17 protein-coding genes are annotated in these 19,433 nt (G+C 71.9%); 3 read left to right on the forward strand and 14 right to left on the reverse strand.

Annotated features, from left to right (window positions below):
* Window positions 1–19: 19 nt before the first annotated feature.
* The 8 genes from OG718_RS17685 to rimP form a co-directional block, all read right to left on the reverse strand.
* Window positions 20–3,793, reverse strand: coding sequence for a trypsin-like peptidase domain-containing protein (locus OG718_RS17685; RefSeq protein ID WP_328844568.1), 3,774 nt, complete (start codon window positions 3,791–3,793; stop codon window positions 20–22).
* A 369-nt stretch (window positions 3,794–4,162) separates the two neighbouring features.
* A complete protein-coding gene (gene truB / locus OG718_RS17690; protein WP_143640751.1) occupies window positions 4,163–5,068 on the reverse strand; it encodes a tRNA pseudouridine(55) synthase TruB in 906 nt (301 codons plus the stop codon).
* Complete coding sequence (gene rbfA, locus OG718_RS17695; RefSeq protein WP_143640750.1) at window positions 5,065–5,520, reverse strand: 30S ribosome-binding factor RbfA; 456 nt, start codon at window positions 5,518–5,520, stop codon at window positions 5,065–5,067. The genes truB and rbfA overlap by 4 nt, the downstream gene beginning before the upstream one ends.
* Before the next feature lie 67 nt (window positions 5,521–5,587).
* Window positions 5,588–5,884 (reverse strand): DUF503 domain-containing protein, encoded by a 297-nt coding sequence (locus OG718_RS17700; protein WP_143640749.1) that lies wholly within the window; start codon window positions 5,882–5,884, stop codon window positions 5,588–5,590.
* A 314-nt stretch (window positions 5,885–6,198) separates the two neighbouring features.
* Window positions 6,199–9,381, reverse strand: a complete 3,183-nt coding sequence (gene infB / locus OG718_RS17705; RefSeq protein WP_328844569.1) for a translation initiation factor IF-2 — start codon at window positions 9,379–9,381, stop codon at window positions 6,199–6,201.
* Window positions 9,382–9,543: 162 nt separating this feature from the next.
* Window positions 9,544–9,825: a YlxR family protein gene (locus OG718_RS17710; protein WP_143640747.1), complete on the reverse strand. Its 282-nt coding sequence runs from the start codon at window positions 9,823–9,825 to the stop codon at window positions 9,544–9,546.
* A 203-nt stretch (window positions 9,826–10,028) separates the two neighbouring features.
* Window positions 10,029–11,024, reverse strand: coding sequence for a transcription termination factor NusA (gene nusA / locus OG718_RS17715; protein ID WP_143640746.1), 996 nt, complete (start codon window positions 11,022–11,024; stop codon window positions 10,029–10,031).
* A gap of 2 nt (window positions 11,025–11,026) precedes the next feature.
* Window positions 11,027–11,545, reverse strand: a complete 519-nt coding sequence (rimP, locus tag OG718_RS17720; RefSeq protein ID WP_143640745.1) for a ribosome maturation factor RimP — start codon at window positions 11,543–11,545, stop codon at window positions 11,027–11,029.
* A 205-nt stretch (window positions 11,546–11,750) separates the two neighbouring features.
* On the opposite strand from rimP, the gene OG718_RS17725 reads away from it, so the two are divergent.
* From OG718_RS17725 to OG718_RS17735, 3 genes are read left to right on the forward strand one after another with little or no spacing between them, the layout of a single operon-like run.
* Entirely contained in the window at window positions 11,751–12,299 is a 549-nt protein-coding gene (locus tag OG718_RS17725; RefSeq protein ID WP_328844570.1) for a hypothetical protein, read from the forward strand.
* An 11-nt stretch (window positions 12,300–12,310) separates the two neighbouring features.
* Window positions 12,311–12,793 (forward strand): ferritin-like domain-containing protein, encoded by a 483-nt coding sequence (locus OG718_RS17730; RefSeq protein WP_328847786.1) that lies wholly within the window; start codon window positions 12,311–12,313, stop codon window positions 12,791–12,793.
* Between the two features lie 27 nt (window positions 12,794–12,820).
* Window positions 12,821–13,714, forward strand: coding sequence for an aminoglycoside phosphotransferase family protein (locus tag OG718_RS17735; protein ID WP_143640743.1), 894 nt, complete (start codon window positions 12,821–12,823; stop codon window positions 13,712–13,714).
* A 26-nt stretch (window positions 13,715–13,740) separates the two neighbouring features.
* Here the strand turns inward: OG718_RS17735 and OG718_RS17740 are convergent, their stop codons facing one another.
* From OG718_RS17740 to ispG, 6 genes are all read right to left on the reverse strand, one after another.
* The gene (locus OG718_RS17740; RefSeq protein ID WP_260695458.1) at window positions 13,741–14,067 is read right to left on the reverse strand and encodes a ferredoxin; all 327 of its coding nucleotides are present in this window, start codon (window positions 14,065–14,067) and stop codon (window positions 13,741–13,743) included.
* Window positions 14,064–14,417 carry a hypothetical protein gene (locus OG718_RS17745; RefSeq protein WP_328844571.1) on the reverse strand — a complete coding sequence of 118 codons (354 nt, stop codon included), beginning with the start codon at window positions 14,415–14,417 and terminating at the stop codon, window positions 14,064–14,066. Before OG718_RS17745 ends, OG718_RS17740 begins: the two co-directional genes overlap by 4 nt.
* A 158-nt stretch (window positions 14,418–14,575) precedes the next feature.
* Window positions 14,576–16,270, reverse strand: coding sequence for a proline--tRNA ligase (locus OG718_RS17750; RefSeq protein ID WP_306937437.1), 1,695 nt, complete (start codon window positions 16,268–16,270; stop codon window positions 14,576–14,578).
* A 116-nt stretch (window positions 16,271–16,386) separates the two neighbouring features.
* The gene (locus OG718_RS17755) at window positions 16,387–16,956 is read right to left on the reverse strand and encodes a GNAT family N-acetyltransferase (RefSeq protein ID WP_328844572.1); all 570 of its coding nucleotides are present in this window, start codon (window positions 16,954–16,956) and stop codon (window positions 16,387–16,389) included.
* 164 nt (window positions 16,957–17,120) lie between these two features.
* Window positions 17,121–17,969 (reverse strand): GNAT family N-acetyltransferase, encoded by an 849-nt coding sequence (locus OG718_RS17760; RefSeq protein ID WP_143640740.1) that lies wholly within the window; start codon window positions 17,967–17,969, stop codon window positions 17,121–17,123.
* Window positions 17,970–18,236: 267 nt separating this feature from the next.
* Window positions 18,237–19,394, reverse strand: coding sequence for a flavodoxin-dependent (E)-4-hydroxy-3-methylbut-2-enyl-diphosphate synthase (ispG, locus tag OG718_RS17765; protein ID WP_055616509.1), 1,158 nt, complete (start codon window positions 19,392–19,394; stop codon window positions 18,237–18,239).
* Between the last annotated feature and the right edge of the window lie 39 nt (window positions 19,395–19,433).

Here is a 19,433-nt window from a genome sequence, read left to right on the forward strand (position 1 = left end):
GGCCGCGGAGCGCACGCGGTCACACCGGAACGCGTGCCCCCGTCAGGTTCTCGATCATGCGCCGCGTACTGGGGCCGACCACGGTGGACCAGTCCTCGGGAGCGTCGGTGAGCCAGCCGGCGACCAGGGCGGCGAACCCGGGAATCCGGCGGCTCTGGTCCAGAAGGGCACGGTCGAGGACGGTGGCGCCGTCCGGGGTGCGGACGAGCAGGAGGCCGGCGCTGTGGACCAGTGCGCGGGTGTGGTCCTCACCGCTGCGAAACGCGCCCTCCGCGGCGGCCCGTACGAGCGCGTCGAGGACCACCGGGTCGTGCTCGCGCGTCAGCAGCAGATCCAGGAACTCGCACCGCAGCGGGTGGGCCACGGGCGTGCCGGGTGCCGCGAACACCTTGGCGAGCGCGGCCCGCAGCTGTGGCCTGCCTCCGTCGAGCAGCCCGGTGACCAGGGGATACAGCACGGAACGGGCGGCGGGGCCGTGCTCAAGGCGCCGGTCGACGTACGCCGCCACATGCACGGCCGCCTCCGGACGCAGCTCCACGACATCCCGTACGAGCACGGCGACGCGGCGGGCCAGCGCGGGCGTGGTGACCTCGGCGAGCGTGCGCAGCGCCTCGCCCGTGTCCGGCTCGCGGAGTCGGTCGCCGAACGCGGCGAGAACCGGTTCGGGGTGCGTCGCCAGCGCCGCCACCAGGGCGCTCGCGGGCAGGCGCGGGTCGCCCGCCCTGAAGCGCGCGAGGGCCCCCGGCAGATGGCGGGCCCGGGTGTGCGGATCGCGGACGAGTAGCGCCAGCGCGGCCCCGTGCAGCGTGCAGTCGCCGGGGCGGGCGAGCAGGAAGAGCGCGGCGTAGCGCAGCAGCTCGCGGTCGGCCTCGGTGCGCACGTGCGGCGCGGCCCGCAGCCCGTGGGCCATCGCCGCCGCCCGGCGGGCCGGCCGCTCGTCGTGCGTCCAGCGGTCGACCGCCCGGCACACCGCGGACGGTTCCTCCTCCGCGAGGACGGCCAGCAGCTCGTCGCCGCGCGGGTGCGCGCTCTCGGCCAGGGCCTCCGTGAGGTCGTCCAGGGCGCGGCGCCGATGGGTGTGGAGAAGGGCCTGAGCGGCGGTCGCGACGGTGGCGTCGGGGGTCGCGGGCAGCGGGCGCTCGTCGTCGAACCAGTGGGTCAGGTGGGGCTGAGTGGCGGCCGGGTCGGCGGCGAGCAGCTCGGACACGGCGTCCAGGTAACGGAGTTCGGTGGCGGGCGGTGCCTCGTCCGCGACGACGAGCCGCCTCAGCAGATCGAAGCGGTGTGCCTCGGGCAGCGGCAGACGGGTCCAGAACACGGGACCGAACTCCCCCGGCACGGCCCGCCCTTCGGTCCGCCACGTCACCACCCGCTCGGCGAGGTGCCGCAGCACTCCGACGTACGGCGTCGCGTCGGGGACCCGGAGCAGTACGCCACTGAGGAGACGGGTGGCCCACCAGGACCCGGTGTCCGTCGGATCCAGTTCGTCGACCGCGCGAAGCAGTTCACGGAGCCGGAGGGTGAGATCCGCGTCCCCTTGTTGACGCGGCAGGAGGAGCAGGGCCTGGAGGACGGGGCCGATGCGGTGACGGGGTACGGGGGGAGGCTCGGGCCCGTACTGGGGTTCGGGCCCGCTCTCGGCCCCGGGTTCGTAGCGATGCTCGGCACTCCGGTGGTGCAGCAGCGCCTGGAGTGCCGTGTCGAGGTCGAGGTGCATGCCCTGGATCCAGTCGGCCAGCTCCTCGTGGGCGAAGCGGTAGCCGTCTCCGGCGGGCACGAGGAGGCCCTCCGTGAGGACCGCCGAGGCCCACCCGGTACAGCCGCCGAGCCGTCGGTCGGGAACGGGCCCCCACGGGAACACGGACTCGAACGCCGCCCGGTCCAACTCCCCCTGCCCCGGCCCCAGACAGCGCCGCGCGGCCGCGTGCACCTGCCCGGAGACCCTGGCCGCGAGCCTCCGTACGGCCGTGCCGCGCAGCCCGTTCGCCGCCGCGAGGCGTACGGCCACCCGCAGGCACATCAGATCGAAATACGCGGCGAAGACCTCGTCCCGGCCGACCGGCTCGACCGACTCGACCGACTCGACCCACCCCACCCGCTCGACCGGCTCGACCTGCTCGTCCGAGGCACCGGGCAGCGACATCGCGGCCCGTACCTCCGACAGCAGCCGCAGCATCAGTGGATGGCGCGCGTCGGCCCCGCGCAGGGCCTCCTCCGGCACCCCGTACCGCGCCCGGGCCCGCCGTGCCTCGCCTTCGTCCAGATCCCCCAGCCGTACGCAGGCGGGCAACCGCCCCGGGGCCTCGCCTCCGCCCCGCTCGCACCCGTACAGCAGCTCGCGCGGGAACTCCGCCCCTGCCCGCTCCCAGTACTCGGCCCGGCAGGCCACTACGAGACGTGCCCCGTGCGCCAGCAGCCACTCGGCGGTGTCCTCGGTCCACTCGGGCAGCCTGTGCGCGAGAGCCGACGGCATCTCCTCCGGGCTGTCGAGGAGGAGCAGGAGAGGCCGCCCCGCGTCCCGGGCAAGACGGGCCAGACGCTCGGGACCGATGTCACCGAGTTCGCCGTCCAAGGTGCCGGGCTCCGGCGAAGGTACGTACGCGCTCGCTCCCCCGGCCTCCGCCGCATCGCCTGGGGCCGAGGTCGATGCAGGGGCCGGGGCCGGGGCCGGAGCCGAGGTCGATGGCGAGGCCGCCACGATCCTCCCCGCCCGCTCCAGCGCCCTCCTCGCCGCGTCGGCCACCGACGAGTCGGCGTCCAGCAGATCCGCTCCACGCAGCCACAGCGTCGGAGCCGGTTCCGGGCCCCGGTCGCGCCGGGCGGCGAGGGCCGCCAGTTCCGTCGTACGTCCGCTTCCCGGAGTCCCGACGAGTCCCAGAACGGCGTACGGCCCCTCGTCGAAGGCCCTGAACTCCCGTACCACATAGGCTCGTTCGACAGGATCGACCCCACCGGAGCCCGGCGGAGCCTCGACGGTGGCGGCCAGCTCCAGCACGCCCGCCAGATTGAGGTCGTCCCCGTATGCGGGGACCGTCGCCGCGTTGCGGGCCAGCAGTTCGGCGAGCGGGCCGCCGGAGCCGGAGTCAGAGCCGGAGGCCGCCGGTCCCGTGGACAAGGGCACGGCGAAGCCCCCCACCCGTCGCCCGGAGTGAAGTGCCGTTCCCAGAACGGCGACGACCGCGCCGGTTGCCGCGTCGACCACCGGTCCCCCGGCCGCCCCGCCGCCGAGCCGCAGCGCGTCGCTTCCCGCCGTGCCGATCGCCAACTCCAGGGCACCGTCGAGGAGATGGAAACGGTCGGTCGCCGTGTACGTCACGGCTGACGTGCCCAGCACCCGCGCCTCGCGCCAGCCGCCCGCGGCGATACGGACGTACGTGCCGCTCTCGACGGAGTCCCGGACGGTGATCGGGAGGGGGTCGAGGCCGAGACCGTCCGGGCCGGAACCGTCCGTGTGGAGCCCCTTCGTGTGGATCAGGGCGAGGTCCAGGGACGGAAGGAGGGTGACCGAGTCGGCCGTCACCAGGCAGGTGCGGTCCCCGGGCGCGTGCAGGACGAGGCGGGCGAGCCCGTCGACCGCCTCGTGGCTGGTGATCACCGTGCCCCGGTGGTCGGCGACGAACCCGGTGCCGCGCGGCCGCCCGGCGAGATCGCAGATCCGCACCAGAGCCCGGTCCGCGGCTTCGACCACCGCTTCGGCCAAGGGCGCTGCCTCGACGGCATACGCTGCTTCAGCCGCGTGCGCCGCCTCGGCCGTCTGCGTCGCCTCGGGTGCGAGCCGGGCAGCGTCCGGCATCTGATGACGGCCCCCGGTCCGCGGGCCCCGTCCCGCCATGCTCGAACCTCCCCGCCGCGCGCGTCGCACCCGTGCCACCGACGCCTCGTCTTCGACGGTAGGCGCGAGGTGATCGGGCGCGACAGATCGCCGGCCGAACGAGCCCCCTTCCGCTCCCCCGGTTCACTCCGAGCGCCTGCCCGGACGGGTGAATAGAGGAGGTCGGATGGATACACCCTTGGGTGGGGGAACCGAGGGGGACAGTGGAGCGGCGCACACAGGAATCCCCGTGAACGCCGCTCCACGACGAACCCGGCCAAGCGGGCCGACCCGGCCGACACAGAAGGCAGCCGGGCCGGCCCATGGGCCGACGGCCGAACACGGCAGGCTCTAGCCGAACACCGCCAGGCTCTTCGCCTTGCCCTTCTGCTCCTCCACCAGTGCCAGGAACCGCCCCTCGGGATCGAACACCCCGACGGCCCCTGCCCCTGCGTACTCCTCGGGCATCTCCAGCCGCACACCGTTCGTCAGCAGCTGCCCGCGCTTGGCGTCCACGTTCCACCGGGGGAACGCGGCCGCGGCGGCCTCCGCCATCGGCATCACCGTCAGCTCCTCCTGGAGCTGGTCGAGGGTGCGGGCGGAGTCGAGCTTGTACGGGCCGACGCGGGTGCGCCGCAGCGCCGTCAGATGCCCGCCGACGCCCAGGTCGGCACCCAGGTCACGGGCGAGCGCGCGGATGTACGTACCGGACGAGCACACGACCGAGACGACCAGGTCCATGACGGGCGTACCGTCCTCGGCGACCGCGTCCCGGATGTCGTACACGGCGAACGACGAGATCCGTACCGGACGGGCCGGGATCTCGAAGTCCTCTCCGTCACGTGCCCGCTTGTACGAGCGCACGCCGTTGATCTTGATGGCGCTGACCTTGGACGGCACCTGCATGATGTCGCCGCTGAGCTTGGCGATACCGGCGTCGACGGCGTCCCGGGCGACCTTGGAGGCGTCCGTGGAGGAGGTGATGTCGCCCTCGGCGTCGTCGGTCAGGGTGTTCTGCCCCAGCCGGATGGTGCCGAGGTACTCCTTCTCGGTCAGCGCGAGGTGTCCGAGGAGCTTGGTCGCCTTCTCGACGCCGAGGACGAGCACGCCCGTCGCCATGGGGTCGAGGGTGCCCGCGTGTCCGACGCGGCGGGTCTTCGCGATCCCGCGCATCTTGGCGACCACGTCGTGCGAAGTGAAGCCCGACGGCTTGTCCACGATGACAAGGCCGTCGGGCGTCTTCTGCTTCTGCGTCATTCCGCGGCGTCGCCGTCCGTCTCGTCGTCCTCGCCCGGCTTCTTGTACGGGTCCGCTTCACCGGCGAAGGCTGCGCCGGCCGAGACCTCGCGCACCTTCGCGTCCGAGGCCCGTGCCTTGTCGAGCAGGTCCTCGATGGTCTTGGCGGTGTCCGGCAGGGCGTCCGCCACGAAGGTGAGGGTCGGCGTGAACTTCACACCGGCTGCCGCGCCGACGGCCGAGCGGAGCACGCCCTTGGCGCTCTCCAGGCCCGCGGCGGCCTCCGCACGCTCCTGGTCGTCCCCGTACACCGTGTAGAAGACGGTCGCCTCCCGGAGGTCCCCGGTGACCCGGGTGTCCGTGATGGTCACATGCGAACCGAGCCGCGGGTCCTTGATCCCGCGCTGCAGCTTCTGGGCCACCACCTCTCGGATGAGGTCCGCCAGCTTCTTCGCCCGCGCGTTGTCGGCCACTGGTCCGTCTCCCTCTTTCTTACTGTTCTGTGTACGGCCGATCCTCGTCGCCGCACGCTCCATACGCTCAGTCGTCGTCTTCGCCGTGGAACCGCCGTCTCACGGACAGCAGCTCCACCTCGGGACGGCCGGCGACCAGACGCTCGCAGTGGTCCAGTACGTCGGTCAGGTGCCCCGTATCCGCGGACACCACCGCGAGGCCGATACCGGCCCTCCGGTGGAGGTCCAGGTGGTCGACCTCCGCCGCGCTCACCGCGTACTTCCGCTGGAGTTCGGCCACGATCGGGCGGACGACGGAGCGTTTCTCCTTCAGTGACCGTACGTCGCCGAGGAGCAGATCGAAGGACAGAGTCCCCACGTACATATGTGTATCCGGATGTCCCGCCGGTACGGGGTAGATGGCCCGGCCAAGCTCTTCACCGGAACACCAGAACGGTACAACGAACGACCGCCCCCACTCGACGGAGTTTTGCCCCCGCCGCCCCTAGGGGCTCCGCCCCCGAACCCCCGTATCGCGCTGAACGCGCTCGTCCTCAAACGCCGGACGGGCTGAAGATCAGCCCCTCCGGCGTTTGAGGAGCGGGGGTTCGAGGGCCGGTCCCCGAAAGGACCGCGGGGGCCGGCCGACGAGGACGTGTCCTCGTCGGCCAACCCCACACGGTTCAGACCCGCCGCGGGCTACGACCGCGGCTTCTCGCGCATCTCGTACGTCGCGATGACGTCGTCGATCTTGATGTCGTTGAAGTTTCCGAGGTTGATACCGCCCTCGAAGCCTTCGCGGATCTCGGTGACGTCGTCCTTGAAGCGGCGCAGACCGGAGATGTTGAGGTTCTCGGCGATGACCTTGCCGTCGCGGAGCAGGCGCGCCTTGGTGTTGCGCTTGACCTCTCCGGAGCGGACCAGGACACCGGCGATGTTGCCCAGCTTGGACGAGCGGAAGATCTCGCGGATCTCCGCCGTACCGAGCTCGACCTCTTCGTACTCCGGCTTGAGCATGCCCTTGAGGGCTGCCTCGATCTCCTCGATGGCCTGGTAGATCACCGAGTAGTAGCGGACGTCGACGCCCTCGCGCTCCGCCATCTGCGCCGCGCGGCCCGCAGCGCGGACGTTGAAGCCGATGACGATCGCGTCGGAGCCGGTCGCCAGGTCGATGTCCGACTCGGTGACCGCACCGACACCGCGGTGCAGGACGCGGATGTCGACCTCTTCGCCGACGTCGAGCTGGAGCAGCGAGGACTCGAGAGCCTCCACCGAACCGGACGCGTCGCCCTTGATGATGAGGTTGAGTTCCTGCACCAGACCGGCCTTGAGGGCCTCGTCCAGGTTCTCCAGGGAGAACCGGACTCCGCGCCGGGCGAAGTTGGCGTTGCGCTCACGCGCCGCGCGCTTCTCGGCGATCTGACGTGCCGTGCGGTCCTCGTCGACAACCAGGAAGTTGTCGCCGGCACCCGGGACGTTGGTGAGACCCAGGACCAGGACGGGGGTCGACGGACCCGCTTCCTCGACGTTGTTGCCGTTGTCGTCGAGCATCGCCCGGACACGGCCGTACGCGTCGCCGACCACCATCGTGTCGCCGATGCGCAGCGTGCCGCGCTGGACCAGGACCGTCGAAACGGCACCGCGGCCGCGGTCGAGGTGGGACTCGATCGCAATACCCTGCGCGTCCTGCTCCGGGTTGGCCCGCAGGTCGAGCGAGGCGTCCGCGGTGAGGACCACGGCCTCCAGCAGGCTCTCGATGTTGAGGCCCTGCTTGGCGGAGATGTCGACGAACATCGTGTCGCCGCCGTACTCCTCGGCCACCAGACCGAACTCGGTGAGCTGACCGCGCACCTTGGTCGGGTCGGCACCCTCGACGTCGATCTTGTTGACCGCGACCACGATCGGCACCTCGGCCGCCTTGGCGTGGTTCAGCGCCTCGATCGTCTGGGGCATCACACCGTCGTTGGCCGCCACCACGAGGATCGCGATGTCGGTCGACTTGGCACCACGGGCACGCATGGCGGTGAACGCCTCGTGACCCGGGGTGTCGATGAAAGTGATCCTGCGCTCTTCGCCGTTGACCTCGGTCGCGACCTGGTATGCACCGATGTGCTGCGTGATGCCACCGGCCTCGCCCGCGACGACGTTCGTCTTGCGGATGGTGTCGAGAAGGCGGGTCTTACCGTGGTCGACGTGACCCATGACGGTCACGACCGGCGGACGCGCGACGAGGAACTCCTCGCCACCCTCGTCCTCGCCGAACTCGATGTCGAAGGACTCGAGCAGCTCGCGGTCCTCCTCCTCGGGGCTGACGATCTCGAGGACGAAGTTCATCTCGTCCGCGAGGAGCTTCAGCGTCTCGTCGGAGACGGACTGCGTGGCAGTGACCATCTCGCCGAGGTTCATCATCACGCCGACGAGCGACGCCGGGTTGGCGTTGATCTTCTCGGCGAAGTCGGTGAGGGACGCACCGCGCGACAGGCGGACGGACTGTCCGTTGCCGCGAGGCAGCATCACGCCGCCGACCGACGGGGCCTGCATGGCCTCGTACTCCTGGCGCCTCTGCCGCTTCGACTTGCGGCCACGACGCGCGGGCCCGCCGGGACGGCCGAAGGCGCCCTGCGTGCCACCACGGCCACCCGGACCACCGGGACGACCACCGAAGCCGGGACGACCGCCGCCGCCACCACCGGGACCACCCGGACGGCCGGCGAAACCGCCGCCACCGCCACCGGGACCACCGGGACGACCTGCGAAACCGCCACCGCCGCCACCGGGACCACCGGGACGACCTGCGAAACCGCCGCCACCGGGACGACCGCCGCCACCGCCACCGCCGGGACGACCGCCGCCGCCGGGACCGCGGCCACCGGGGCCACCGCCGCCGGGACGCGGGGTACCGGCAGCGGGACGCTGCGGCATCATGCCGGGGTTCGGACGGTTGCCGCCGGGGCCGCCACCGGGACGCGGAGCGCCACCGGGACCACCCTGCGGACGGGGCATGCCGCCCGGGCTCGGACGGTTGCCGCCGGGGCCGCCACCGGGACGCGGAGCGCCGCCGGGACCGCCCTGCGGACGGGGACCACGGTCCTGGCCCGCGCCCTGGGGACGCGAGCCGCCCGGGGCACCGGCGCCGGCACCGGGGCCGCCGGGACGCGGGGCACCGCCCGGACGGGGCGCCTGCGGGCGCGCCATACCGGTGGAGCCACCAGAGGTGAACGGGTTGTTGCCCGGACGGGGACCGGCGGGACGACCACCGGGACGCGTGCCCTGGCCGCCGGGACGCGGGGCGCCCTGACGGTCGCCACGGTCACCGCGCTCGCCACGGCCCTGACCGGGACCACCCTGACCGCCCTGTGCGGGACCGGCCGGACGGACACCGGGCTTCGGGGCGCCGGGACGGGCACCGCTCGGACGGGGACCCGCGGCCGGAGCCGCGGGGGCCGCCGGAGCGGCGGGAGCCGCCGGGGGTGCCGTGAACTCGGGCGCGACCGGGGCCGGGGACGCCGGAGCGGGCTTCGGCGCCGGCGCCGGGGGCTTGGGACCCGGAGTCGGACGCGGGCCTGCGGCCGGAGCCGCCGGGGACGCGGGCGTCTCCGCAGCGGCCGGCTTCGGGGCCGGCGGGCGCGGCGCTGCCGGACCCGGACGGGCGGCCTGCGCCGGAGAAGGCGCGCCGGGCCTGGCGGGCGCGGCCTTGCGCGGGGCGGGCTTGCCGCCGCCGTTGCCCTGCTGCAGGGCGTCGGTCAGCTTGCGTACTACGGGCGCCTCGATCGTCGAGGACGCCGAACGGACAAATTCACCGAGTTCTTGGAGCTTGGCCATGACGACCTTGCTCTCCACCCCGAACTCCTTGGCGAGTTCGTATACCCGGACCTTAGCCACTTCGCTCCTTTTAGGTCCGGGTTGCGTCCGGACCGTCGCTACTTCATGGGCGTACTCATCGCGTGCTCATCGAGTGCTCATCGCAATCTCGACCTACTTCCAACTCGCGGGGTACCAGGGCCGCACGGGGTTCCGTGCGACACGTTTTACGGTGTTGCCTGCTCAGCAACTGTCTATCTGCTCGACGTACAGGCGCAACGCCTTTGTGTCGAGCGGACCCGGGGCACGCAGCGCCCTCGTGAACGCCCGGCGGCGGACCGCCAGGTCGAGACAGACGAGGGCGGGGTGTACATACGCACCCCGGCCGGGCAGCGTACCGCGAGGATCGGGGGCGCATTCGCCCTCGGCCGCCACGGTGCGCAGCAGATCGATCTTGGCCGCTCGCTCCCGGCACCCCACACAGGTGCGCTCAGGGCATGCGCGGGCATGCGTCCGGCCAGACACTCTTAAGTCTACCTCCCCGCACCGACCTCACCCCTTTGGGGCAAGAATCGAACGGCTGTTGTCGTAATCCAAGCGTCACACGGCGTGATCTATTCCCGATCTTGCCGTTGACGCCCCGGACCAGGCCCTGTTTCGGCCCGGTCCCGCGTCGGACCCTCCCCGGCCCGTCCCCGGACCCGCCTCGGGCCCGTCCGGGTCCCGGCTCAGTCCTGCTTCTCGGCGGGCTGCTCGGTGTCCGGACGGATGTCGATGCGCCAGCCGGTCAGACGGGCGGCGAGCCGGGCGTTCTGCCCTTCCTTGCCGATCGCCAGGGACAGCTGGTAGTCGGGGACCGTCACGCGCGCGGAGCGGGCCGCGAGGTCGACGACCTCGACCTTGGAGACCCGGGCCGGCGACAGCGCGTTCGCCACCATCTCGGCCGGGTCGTCCGACCAGTCGACGATGTCGATCTTCTCGCCGTTCAGCTCGGCCATGACGTTGCGCACGCGGCCGCCCATGGGGCCGATACAGGCGCCCTTGGCGTTCAGACCGGACCGGGTGGACCGGACGGCGATCTTCGTGCGGTGGCCGGCCTCGCGGGCGATCGCGGCGATCTCGACGGAGCCGTCGGCGATCTCCGGCACCTCCAGGGCGAAGAGCTTCTTCACCAGGTTGGGGTGCGTGCGGGAGAGGGTCACGGAGGGACCGCGTACGCCCTTCGCCACCCGCACGACGTACGACCGCAGCCGCACACCGTGCTGGTACGACTCGCCGGGGACCTGCTCCTGCACCGGCAGGATGGCCTCCAGCTTGCCGATGTCGACGAGCACGTTCTTCGGGTCGCGGCCCTGCTGGACGACACCGGTGACGATGTCGCCGTCACGGCCCGCGTACTCGCCGAGCGTCGCGTCGTCCTCCGCGTCCCGCAGGCGCTGCAGGATGACCTGCTTGGCGGTGGTGGCGGCGATCCGGCCGAAGTCGGACGGGGTGTCGTCGAACTCGCGCGCCTCCTGACCCTCCTCCAGGTCCTCGGGGTCCTCCTTCGCCCACACGGTCACATGGCCGGTCTCCCGGTCGAGCTTGACGCGCGCGTGGCGGCGGCTTCCCTCGGTGCGGTGGTAGGCGATGAGGAGGGCCGACTCGATCGCTTCGACCAGCAGGTCGAAGGAGATCTCCTTCTCCCGCACCAAGCCCCGCAGGGCACTCATGTCGATGTCCACGGCTACGCCTCCTCCTCTTCCTTCATGTCTGCGTCGTTCTCGTTGGCCTTGCGGTTGAACTCGACCTGGACGCGCGCCTTGTCGATGTCCGCGAAGGCGAGCCTGCGTGCGGTGGCCTTGCGTCCCTTGACGCCGGGCACCTCCAGATCGATCCCGTCCTCGTCCACCGTCAGGATCCGGGCGACCAGTTCGTCGCCGCTCGTCAGCTGGAATCTCACCAGGCGGTCCGTGGCGCGTACGTAGTGACGGTGTTCCTTGAGTTCGCGCTCGGCACCGGGGGTTCCCACTTCGAGGGTGTACTCGCCCTGGCCCATCGCGTCGGTCTCGTCGAGCTTCGCCGAGAGCGCGCGGCTCACATCGGCGATCGCGTCCAGATCGGCTCCTTCGTCGGAGTCGACGACGACGCGCAGCACACGCTTGCGTCCAACCGAGTCCACTTCGATCTCCTCGAGATCGAGTCCCTGCGAGCTGACGAGCGGTTCCAGGAGCTCTCGAAGCCTCTCGCTCTGGGTGGTGCTCATCCGGGTGACTCCTCGGCCGCGTGTGCTGTTGTGGGTAGGTCGCGTGTCAGGTCAAAGGGTATCCGGTCCCAAGGGGTGTTGCCGTCCACCGTGGCCCGCCGGACGGCGGGACGGCGCCGCTGGTGGGTGCGGAGGCGGTACCCGGGTACCGTGATCACGGGCCTGCCGCCCTTCCGTTCGTACGAGCCCTCCGAGGACGTCTGCCGTGCCGTTCACCCTGCCGTCGCGCATCCCCTCGGGGCCGCGCCGAAGGAGCCTGCTCGCCGGGGCCGCCGGCGTCGGCGCCGCGCTGCTCGCGGGCTGCTCCTCCTCCGACTCCTCCTCCGGGACCACCAACGGCAGCACGTCGGCCGCCGAGCGGGCACGCGCGCGTGCCGCCGGCGACAGCGAGCGGCTCGCGGAGCGGTACGAGGCCGTGCTCGCCGTGCATCCCGCGCTGGCCGAACGCCTGTCACCGCTGCGGGCGGAGGTCGTACGGCACGCGGAAGCGTTCGGCGGAGGCAGGAAGGCCTCCGAGAGTGCGTCGGCGAGTGCTTCCGCCGATCCGTCCCAGGCGCCTTCCCCCGGCCCGTCCGCCGAGGTGCCTGCTGTGGAGAAGGACGCCCTCACCGAACTCGCCGCGGCCGAGCGGACGCTGGCGGACCGGCGGACGAAGGCGCTCCTCGACGTGCCGGGAGAGCTGGCGCGGCTGCTGGCCTCGGTGGCGGCGGCCGGTGCGGTGCACGCGTTTCTGCTGACGGAGGGCGAGAAGTGAGCGGTTCCGGAATGGCCGGAAAAGCGGAGCCGAAGGGCAGGGCCCCGGCGGAGCTGACGGCCGTGCAGGCGGCGCTCGCGGCCGAGCATGCCGCCGTGTACGGATACGGGGTCGTGGGCGGGAAGATCGGCGAGGACCGTCGCAGCGAGGCGCGGGCGGCGTACGACGCGCACCGGGCCCGGCGGGACGAACTGGCGCGGACGGTACGCGACCTGCGCGGGAAGCCCAAGCCCGCGGCGGCCGCGTACGCGCTGCCGTTCCCGGTGACGGACGCGGAGTCGGCCGTGCGGCTCGCCGCCGAGCTGGAGGACCGGGTGGCCGGGGTGTACTCCGACCTGGTCCGTGCCGCGGAGGGCGACCGGCGCCGGGCGGCCGCCGAGGCGCTGCGGGACGCGGCGGTGCGGGCGGTGCGCTGGCGGGGCGAGAGCGTACCCTTCCCTGGTCTCGCCGAGCGGTCGGCCCGGTCCACCGCGTCGGCGGCACCCCCGTCGTAACGCGCACAGGAAGGAATCGACTCGCGTATGGCTTTCGAACCGCCGCGGCGTCTCGTCAAGGCGCTCGGCGAGGCGGCACCCAGCGGTGACGACTGGCTGGAGAAGCTGCCCGAGGCGGCTCAACAGGCCGTCGCGCTACGCGAGTTGACCGTGGAGCGCGTTCAGGTGCCCGGCGGGCGCAGCAGTCTGGTGGTCCTGGTGAGGCTGCCGGACGGCACCCCAGCCGTCCTGAAACTCGCGCCCGGCCGGGCCCGTCCGGAGAGCGAGCGGTCCGCGCTCGCGCACTGGGACGGCCTGGGTGCGGTACGGCTCCTGGAGCCGGCCGGTGCCGAGGGTGTGCTGCTCCTCGAGCGGCTGCACCCCGATGTGTCGGTGCGTTCGCTGGCCGAGGCCAAGTCGATGCTGGAGGCGGCGGGGACGCTGCGCCGCCTGTGGGTCGAGCCACCGGCCGGCACGGTCTTCGAGACGGTGGCCGAGCGCACCGGGCGGCAGGCCGAGGCGATGCGGGCGAGCGCCGACGCGGAGGCCGCCCCGCTGGTCGACGCGGCCCTGGCGGTACGCGACGAACTGCTGGCCTCGGCGCCCGAGGCCCGTCTGCTGCACGGCACCTTCCGGCAGAGCAAGGTGCTGGCCGGCGAGCGCAGCCCCTGGCTGGCCGTGGGGCCCGACCCGGTCGTCGGCGAGTGCGCCTTCGACCTGGCCCGGCTGGTCCGTGACCGGGTCGAGGACCTGATCGCCTCCCCCTCCGGTTCCGCCACCACCCGCCGTCGGGTGAAGCGCCTCGCGGAGTCCCTGGACCTGGACCAGGAGCGGCTGCGCGGCTGGACCCTGTTCCGGGCCGTGGAGTCGGGCGTACGGGCTCGGCGGGTGGGCCGGTCCCAGGACGCGGAGCTGTTGCTGGAGTTCGCGAGCTGGTTGTAGAGGTCGACGGTTCGGCGTGGGCACCTTCAGGCCGCCGCGAGTCTGAGGGCCAGGACCGGGCAGTCCGCCGCCGCTCTGCGGGCGCGTTTCAGGGTCCGGGCGGGGACGGGGCGCGCGTCGACGAGCGGGTAGCCCCACTCGTCGAGGGTGACGTGTTCGGGGAGGAGTTCGGCGCAGAGGCCGTGGGCCCGGCAGGACGTCCAGTCGATGCCCAGCTGCCGGGCCAGCAGCAGGTTGCAGGAGTCCGGCAGGGCCGGGGCCGTCGTGACGAGCCGGACGCTCGTGCCGAGGGCCCGCCAGTTCGCGGCGGCCATGGGGCGAGCGGCCGTGTCGGCCGTGGTGGCGGTCGTCACGACGCCCCCGAGGTGGAGTCGGCGGTCCCACTGTCGTCGGCGGACGTCAGGTCGCCGGACGAGCCCCGCAGCGACGAGGAGGAGTCGCTCTCACTGTCCGAGGCCGAGGAATCCGACGACGAGGAGGACGATGAGGAGGAAGAAGACGAGTCGTCCGACTGCGAGGTCGTCGATGACGATGACGACGAGTCCGTGCTTCCGCTCGCGGTCGTCGTCGCGGCCGACTCCATCGTGCCGATGAGTGCGAAGACGCCCGCCGCGGCCGCCAGTGTCACCGCCGCTGCCGCGGCAGCCGTACGCCGTGCGCCTCTGCGGACCGCCGCGGCGGCCCCCCGTTCGCTGCCTGACATGACTGCTCCCCTCCCGAATGACGCTGTGTCACGTCCTACGGTCGGGGAGCAGCCTGAGAGAAAACTGTGCGGCGCCCATAAGCCCGGCAAGAAGTCTCTGAGAGGCTTCTTAACCGCGCGAAGTCAGTTGCTCGGCGGGCTCAGTTGCTCAGGCGGGTTCAGTTGCTGAGGCGGGCGATCGCCTCGTCCACCGTCAGCTCCTCGCGCTCGCCGGTGCGGCGGTCCTTCAGTTCCAGGACGCCCTCGGCGGAGCGCCGGCCGGCCACCAGGATCTTCGGTACGCCGATGAGCTCGGCGTCGGTGAACTTGACGCCCGGCGAGACACCCGCCCGGTCGTCCACGAGCACACGGACGCCCGCCGCGCCCAGCTTCTCCGAGACGTCGAGCGCCAGCTCGGTCTGCAGTGCCTTGCCCGCGGCGACGACGTGGACGTCGGCCGGGGCGATCTCGGCGGGCCAGACCAGGCCCTGCTCGTCCGCGTGCTGCTCGGCGAGCGCCGCGACCGCACGGGAGACACCGATGCCGTACGAGCCCATGGTGACGCGGACCGGCTTGCCCTGCTGACCGAGCACGTCGAGCTGGAGGGCGTCGGCGTACTTGCGGCCGAGCTGGAAGATGTGGCCGATCTCGATGGCGCGGTCCAGCGTGAGGCCGGTGCCGCAGGAGGGGCAGGGGTCGCCCTCCTGCACGACCACGGCGTCCACGTACTCGTCGACCTCGAAGTCACGGCCCGCGACGACGTTCTTCGCGTGCAGGCCCTCCTTGTTGGCGCCGGTGATCCAGGCGGTGCCGGGGGCGACGCGCGGGTCGGCGAGGTAGCGGACCTTCTCCAGGCCCTGCGGGCCGACGTAGCCGCGTACGAGGTCGTCGCGGCCCGTGAAGTCCTCGGCCGTGACGAGTTCGACCGCGGCGGGGGTGAAGTGCGCCTCGACCTTGTCCATGTCGACCTCGCGGTCGCCGGGCACACCGATGGCCACGATCTCGCCGTCCACCTTGACCAGCAGGTTCTTCAGGGTGGCGGAGGCGGGGACCTCCAGGTACGCGGCGAGCGTCTCGATGGTCGGGGTGTCGGGGGTCGGGATCTCTTCGAGAGCGGGGGCGGCCGACCCGTCCACCGGCTTCAGCGCGTACGTGATCGCCTCGGTGTTGGCCGCGTAGTCGCAGTTCGGGCAGTCGGCGAAGGTGTCCTCGCCGGCCGCGGCCGGGGCGAGGAACTCCTCGGACTTGGAGCCGCCCATGGCGCCGGCGGTGGCCGCGCAGATGCGGTAGTCCAGGCCGAGACGCGCGAAGATCTTCTGGTACGCCTCGCGGTGCAGGGCGTACGACTTGGCCAGGCCCTCGTCCTCCGTGTCGAAGGAGTACGAGTCCTTCATCAGGAACTCGCGGCCGCGCAGGATGCCGGCGCGCGGGCGGGCCTCGTCGCGGTACTTGTTCTGGATCTGGTAGAGGATCACCGGCAGGTCCTTGTAGGACGTGCACTGGTCCTTGACCAGGAGGGTGAAGATCTCCTCGTGGGTCGGGCCGAGGAGGTAGTCGCCGCCCTTGCGGTCGTTCAGGCGGAACAGCTCGGGGCCGTACTCCTCCCAGCGGCCGGTCGCCTCGTAGGGCTCCTTCGGCAGCAGGGCGGGCAGCGTGACCTCCTGGGCGCCGATGGCGTCCATCTCCTCGCGGACGACCCTCTCCACATTGGCCAGGACCTTCTTGCCCAGCGGCAGCCAGGACCACAGGCCGGCGGCGGTACGGCGCACATAGCCGGCGCGCACCAGCAGCTTGTGGCTGAGCACCTCGGCGTCCGCCGGGTCGTCACGCAGTGTCTTGACCATCAAACGGGACATGCGCTGGACCTGGGCCATGGTTCTCGACTCCTGCTGCGTAAGGGTGATGGCTAGGAGGTTAGCCGGGGGGCCGCCGTCGCCGGAAATCCGTTTACGGCGCCGGAGGGATCCGTCGGCGGCGCGGGGAGGACGGGTCAGCGGCGCCGGAGAGGCAGCGGGGCGCCCATCACCGCGTACGGCTTCGGTGCGCTGGGGAACAGGACCTGCCTGGCGAGGTCCTCGTATCCGAGCGAGCGGTACAGGCCGCGGGCCGGGCTCTCCGTGTCGATGGCGGAGAGGATCGAGCGGGGCTGGGCGGCGCTGTCCGTGATGGTGGTGATCAGGGCGCGGCCGACACCCTGGTTCTGGAAACCCGGGTGGACGTGCAGCTCGGTGATCACGAAGGAGTCGTCCAGCCATCCGTCGGATCCCTGGCTCCGCAGGTAGGGCTCGACGACGGTGGACCACCAGTGCGTCCGGTGATTGGGCATGCCGTAGACGAAGCCGACGAGACGTCCGTCGGCGGTGGTCGCGCCGAGCGCGCGGGCACCGGGGTACGTGAGGTGGCGGAGCACGATCTGTCGTCGTACGGCGATCTCGTCCGAGCCGAGTCCGAACGCCAGGGCTTGGACGGCCAGCGCCTCGTCGATCCGGGTGGCCAGGTCCAGGGGGCCGATGACGATGTCGTCGGGCGTGACGGGGCCCTGACCGGGGAAGCGGAGCATGCCCGGAGACTACCCGGGCGATTCGTTGGATTGCGCTGGGGACAGGGGGTTGTCTTGTTGCTGCGGGTACGTTGTGGCTGGTCGCGCAGTTCCCCGCGCCCCTGAGTCGCGCAGTTCCCCGGGCCCCTGAGGGGCTTGCGCCCCTTGCGGGGCTCGGCCCGTCCTCAGAACAGGATGCTCATGAAAGCGCCGACCTCTTGGAAGCCCACTCTGCGGTAGGTCGCTCGGGCCGCTGTGTTGTAGTCGTTGACGTAGAGGCTGACGATGGGGGCCACGTCGGCGAGGGCGTAGCGGAGGACCGCTGCCATGCCGGGGGCCGCGAGGCCCTGGCCCCGGTATTCGGGGGCCACCCAGACGCCCTGGATCTGGCAGGCCTGGGTCGTGGCCGCGCCGATCTCCGCCTTGAAGACGACCCGGCCGTTGTGGTCGAGGCGGGCGAACGAGCGGCCGGAGCCGACGAGTTCGGCGACCCGGGCCTGGTAGAGGAGTCCGCCGTCGCCCGCGAGCGGGGAGACGCCGACCTCCTCGGTGAACATCGCCACGCACGCCGGCATGATCGTCTCCATCTCGTCCTTGCGGATGCGACGGACGTACGGATCCGGGGCCATGTCGGTGGGGAGCCGGTCGGTGACCATCAGGGGCTGGTGCGGACGGACCTCACGGGCCGGGCCCCAGTTCGGTTCCAGGAGGCGCCAGAGCTGGGCGGTGGCGTCGGACGGGCCGACGATGGAGGAGCAGCGGCGGCCTGCCCTGCGGGCGCGGTCCGCGAAGGCGCGTACGGCTCGGGGGGTGGCGCAGATCGGGACCAGGTTGGCGCCCGCGTAGCAGAGGGACGTGAGCATGCCGTCCTCGTACCAGCCCCACATCTCGCCGCCGAGGCGCCAGGGGTCGAGGCCGGCGACCTGTACGCGGGAGGTCACGAAGGCGTTCGCCACCGGCTCGCGGTCGAGGACGGCGAGCGCGGCGTCCAGGTCGCTCGGTTCGAGGACCCTGGTGGTCGTCTGCGTCAACACGTGCGGGGCCTTCACCATCAGGTCTGCTGATCTCCGCACTGTACCTGGCGAAAATGTGCCGCGCCGCCCGATGGGTCCGGGCCGGGTTTCCTCGCCCCCGCCGCCCCTACCCGTCCCATCCCTGGGGGCTGCGCCCCCAGACCCCCGTATCGCGCTGAACGCGCTCGTCCTCAAACGCCGGACGGGCTGGAAGCAGGGGCGCAGCCCCACCATCCAGGGGCGCGGGGAACTGCGCGGCCAGCCGCAGGCAACCCGCACCCGACGTCGTCAGCCTGCCACCGACACCGAAGGCTCGCCGGAGGGGATTCCGTCGGCCTCCATCTGCTCGGCGATCTTCAGCGCCTCCTCGATGAGGGTCTCGACGATCTTCGACTCGGGGACGGTCTTGATGACCTCGCCCTTGACGAAGATCTGGCCCTTGCCGTTGCCGGAGGCGACGCCGAGGTCGGCCTCGCGGGCCTCACCGGGCCCGTTGACGACGCAGCCCATGACGGCGACGCGGAGCGGCACCTCCATGCCCTCGAGACCGGCGGTGACCTCCTCCGCCAGCTTGTACACGTCGACCTGGGCCCGCCCGCAGGACGGGCAGGAGACGATCTCAAGACGGCGCTGCTTGAGGTTCAGCGACTCCAGGATCTGCATGCCGACCTTGATCTCCTCGACCGGCGGAGCCGAGAGGGAGACGCGGATCGTGTCGCCGATGCCCTCGGCGAGCAGCGCGCCGAAGGCCACCGCGGACTTGATCGTGCCCTGGAAGGCGGGACCGGCCTCGGTGACACCCAGGTGCAGCGGGTAGTCGCAGGCGGCGGCCAGCTGCCGGTAGGCGTTGACCATGACCACCGGGTCGTTGTGCTTGACCGAGATCTTGATGTCCCGGAAGTCGTGCTCCTCGAAGAGCGACGCCTCCCACAGGGCCGACTCGACGAGCGCCTCGGGCGTCGCCTTGCCGTACTTCTGGAGCAGCCGCTTGTCGAGCGAGCCGGCGTTGACCCCGATCCGGATCGGCGTGCCGGTGTCCTTGGCGGCCCGCGCGATCTCCTTGACCTGGTCGTCGAACTGCTTGATGTTGCCGGGGTTCACGCGGACCGCGGCACAGCCGGCCTTGATCGCGGCGAACACGTACTTCGGCTGGAAATGGATGTCGGCGATGACCGGGAGCTGCGACTTGCGGGCGATGGTCGCCAGCGCGTCGGCGTCGTCCTGCGTGGGGCACGCGACACGCACGATCTGGCAGCCGGACGCGGTCAGTTCGGCGATCTGCTGGAGCGTGGCGCCGATGTCCGACGTACGCGTCGTCGTCATGGACTGCACCGAGACGGGTGCGTCTCCGCCCACCGCCACGGTTCCGACCTGGATCTGCCGGCTCTTCCGGCGCTCGGCGAGTTTGGTCGGAACGGACGGCATGCCGAGTGAAATCGCAGTCATCTGCTGTGCAACCCCAAGGTAAGGATCGGTCGGTCCCGA

The organism is Streptomyces sp. NBC_00258, assembly GCF_036182465.1.
In the GTDB taxonomy this organism is placed as follows: domain Bacteria; phylum Actinomycetota; class Actinomycetes; order Streptomycetales; family Streptomycetaceae; genus Streptomyces.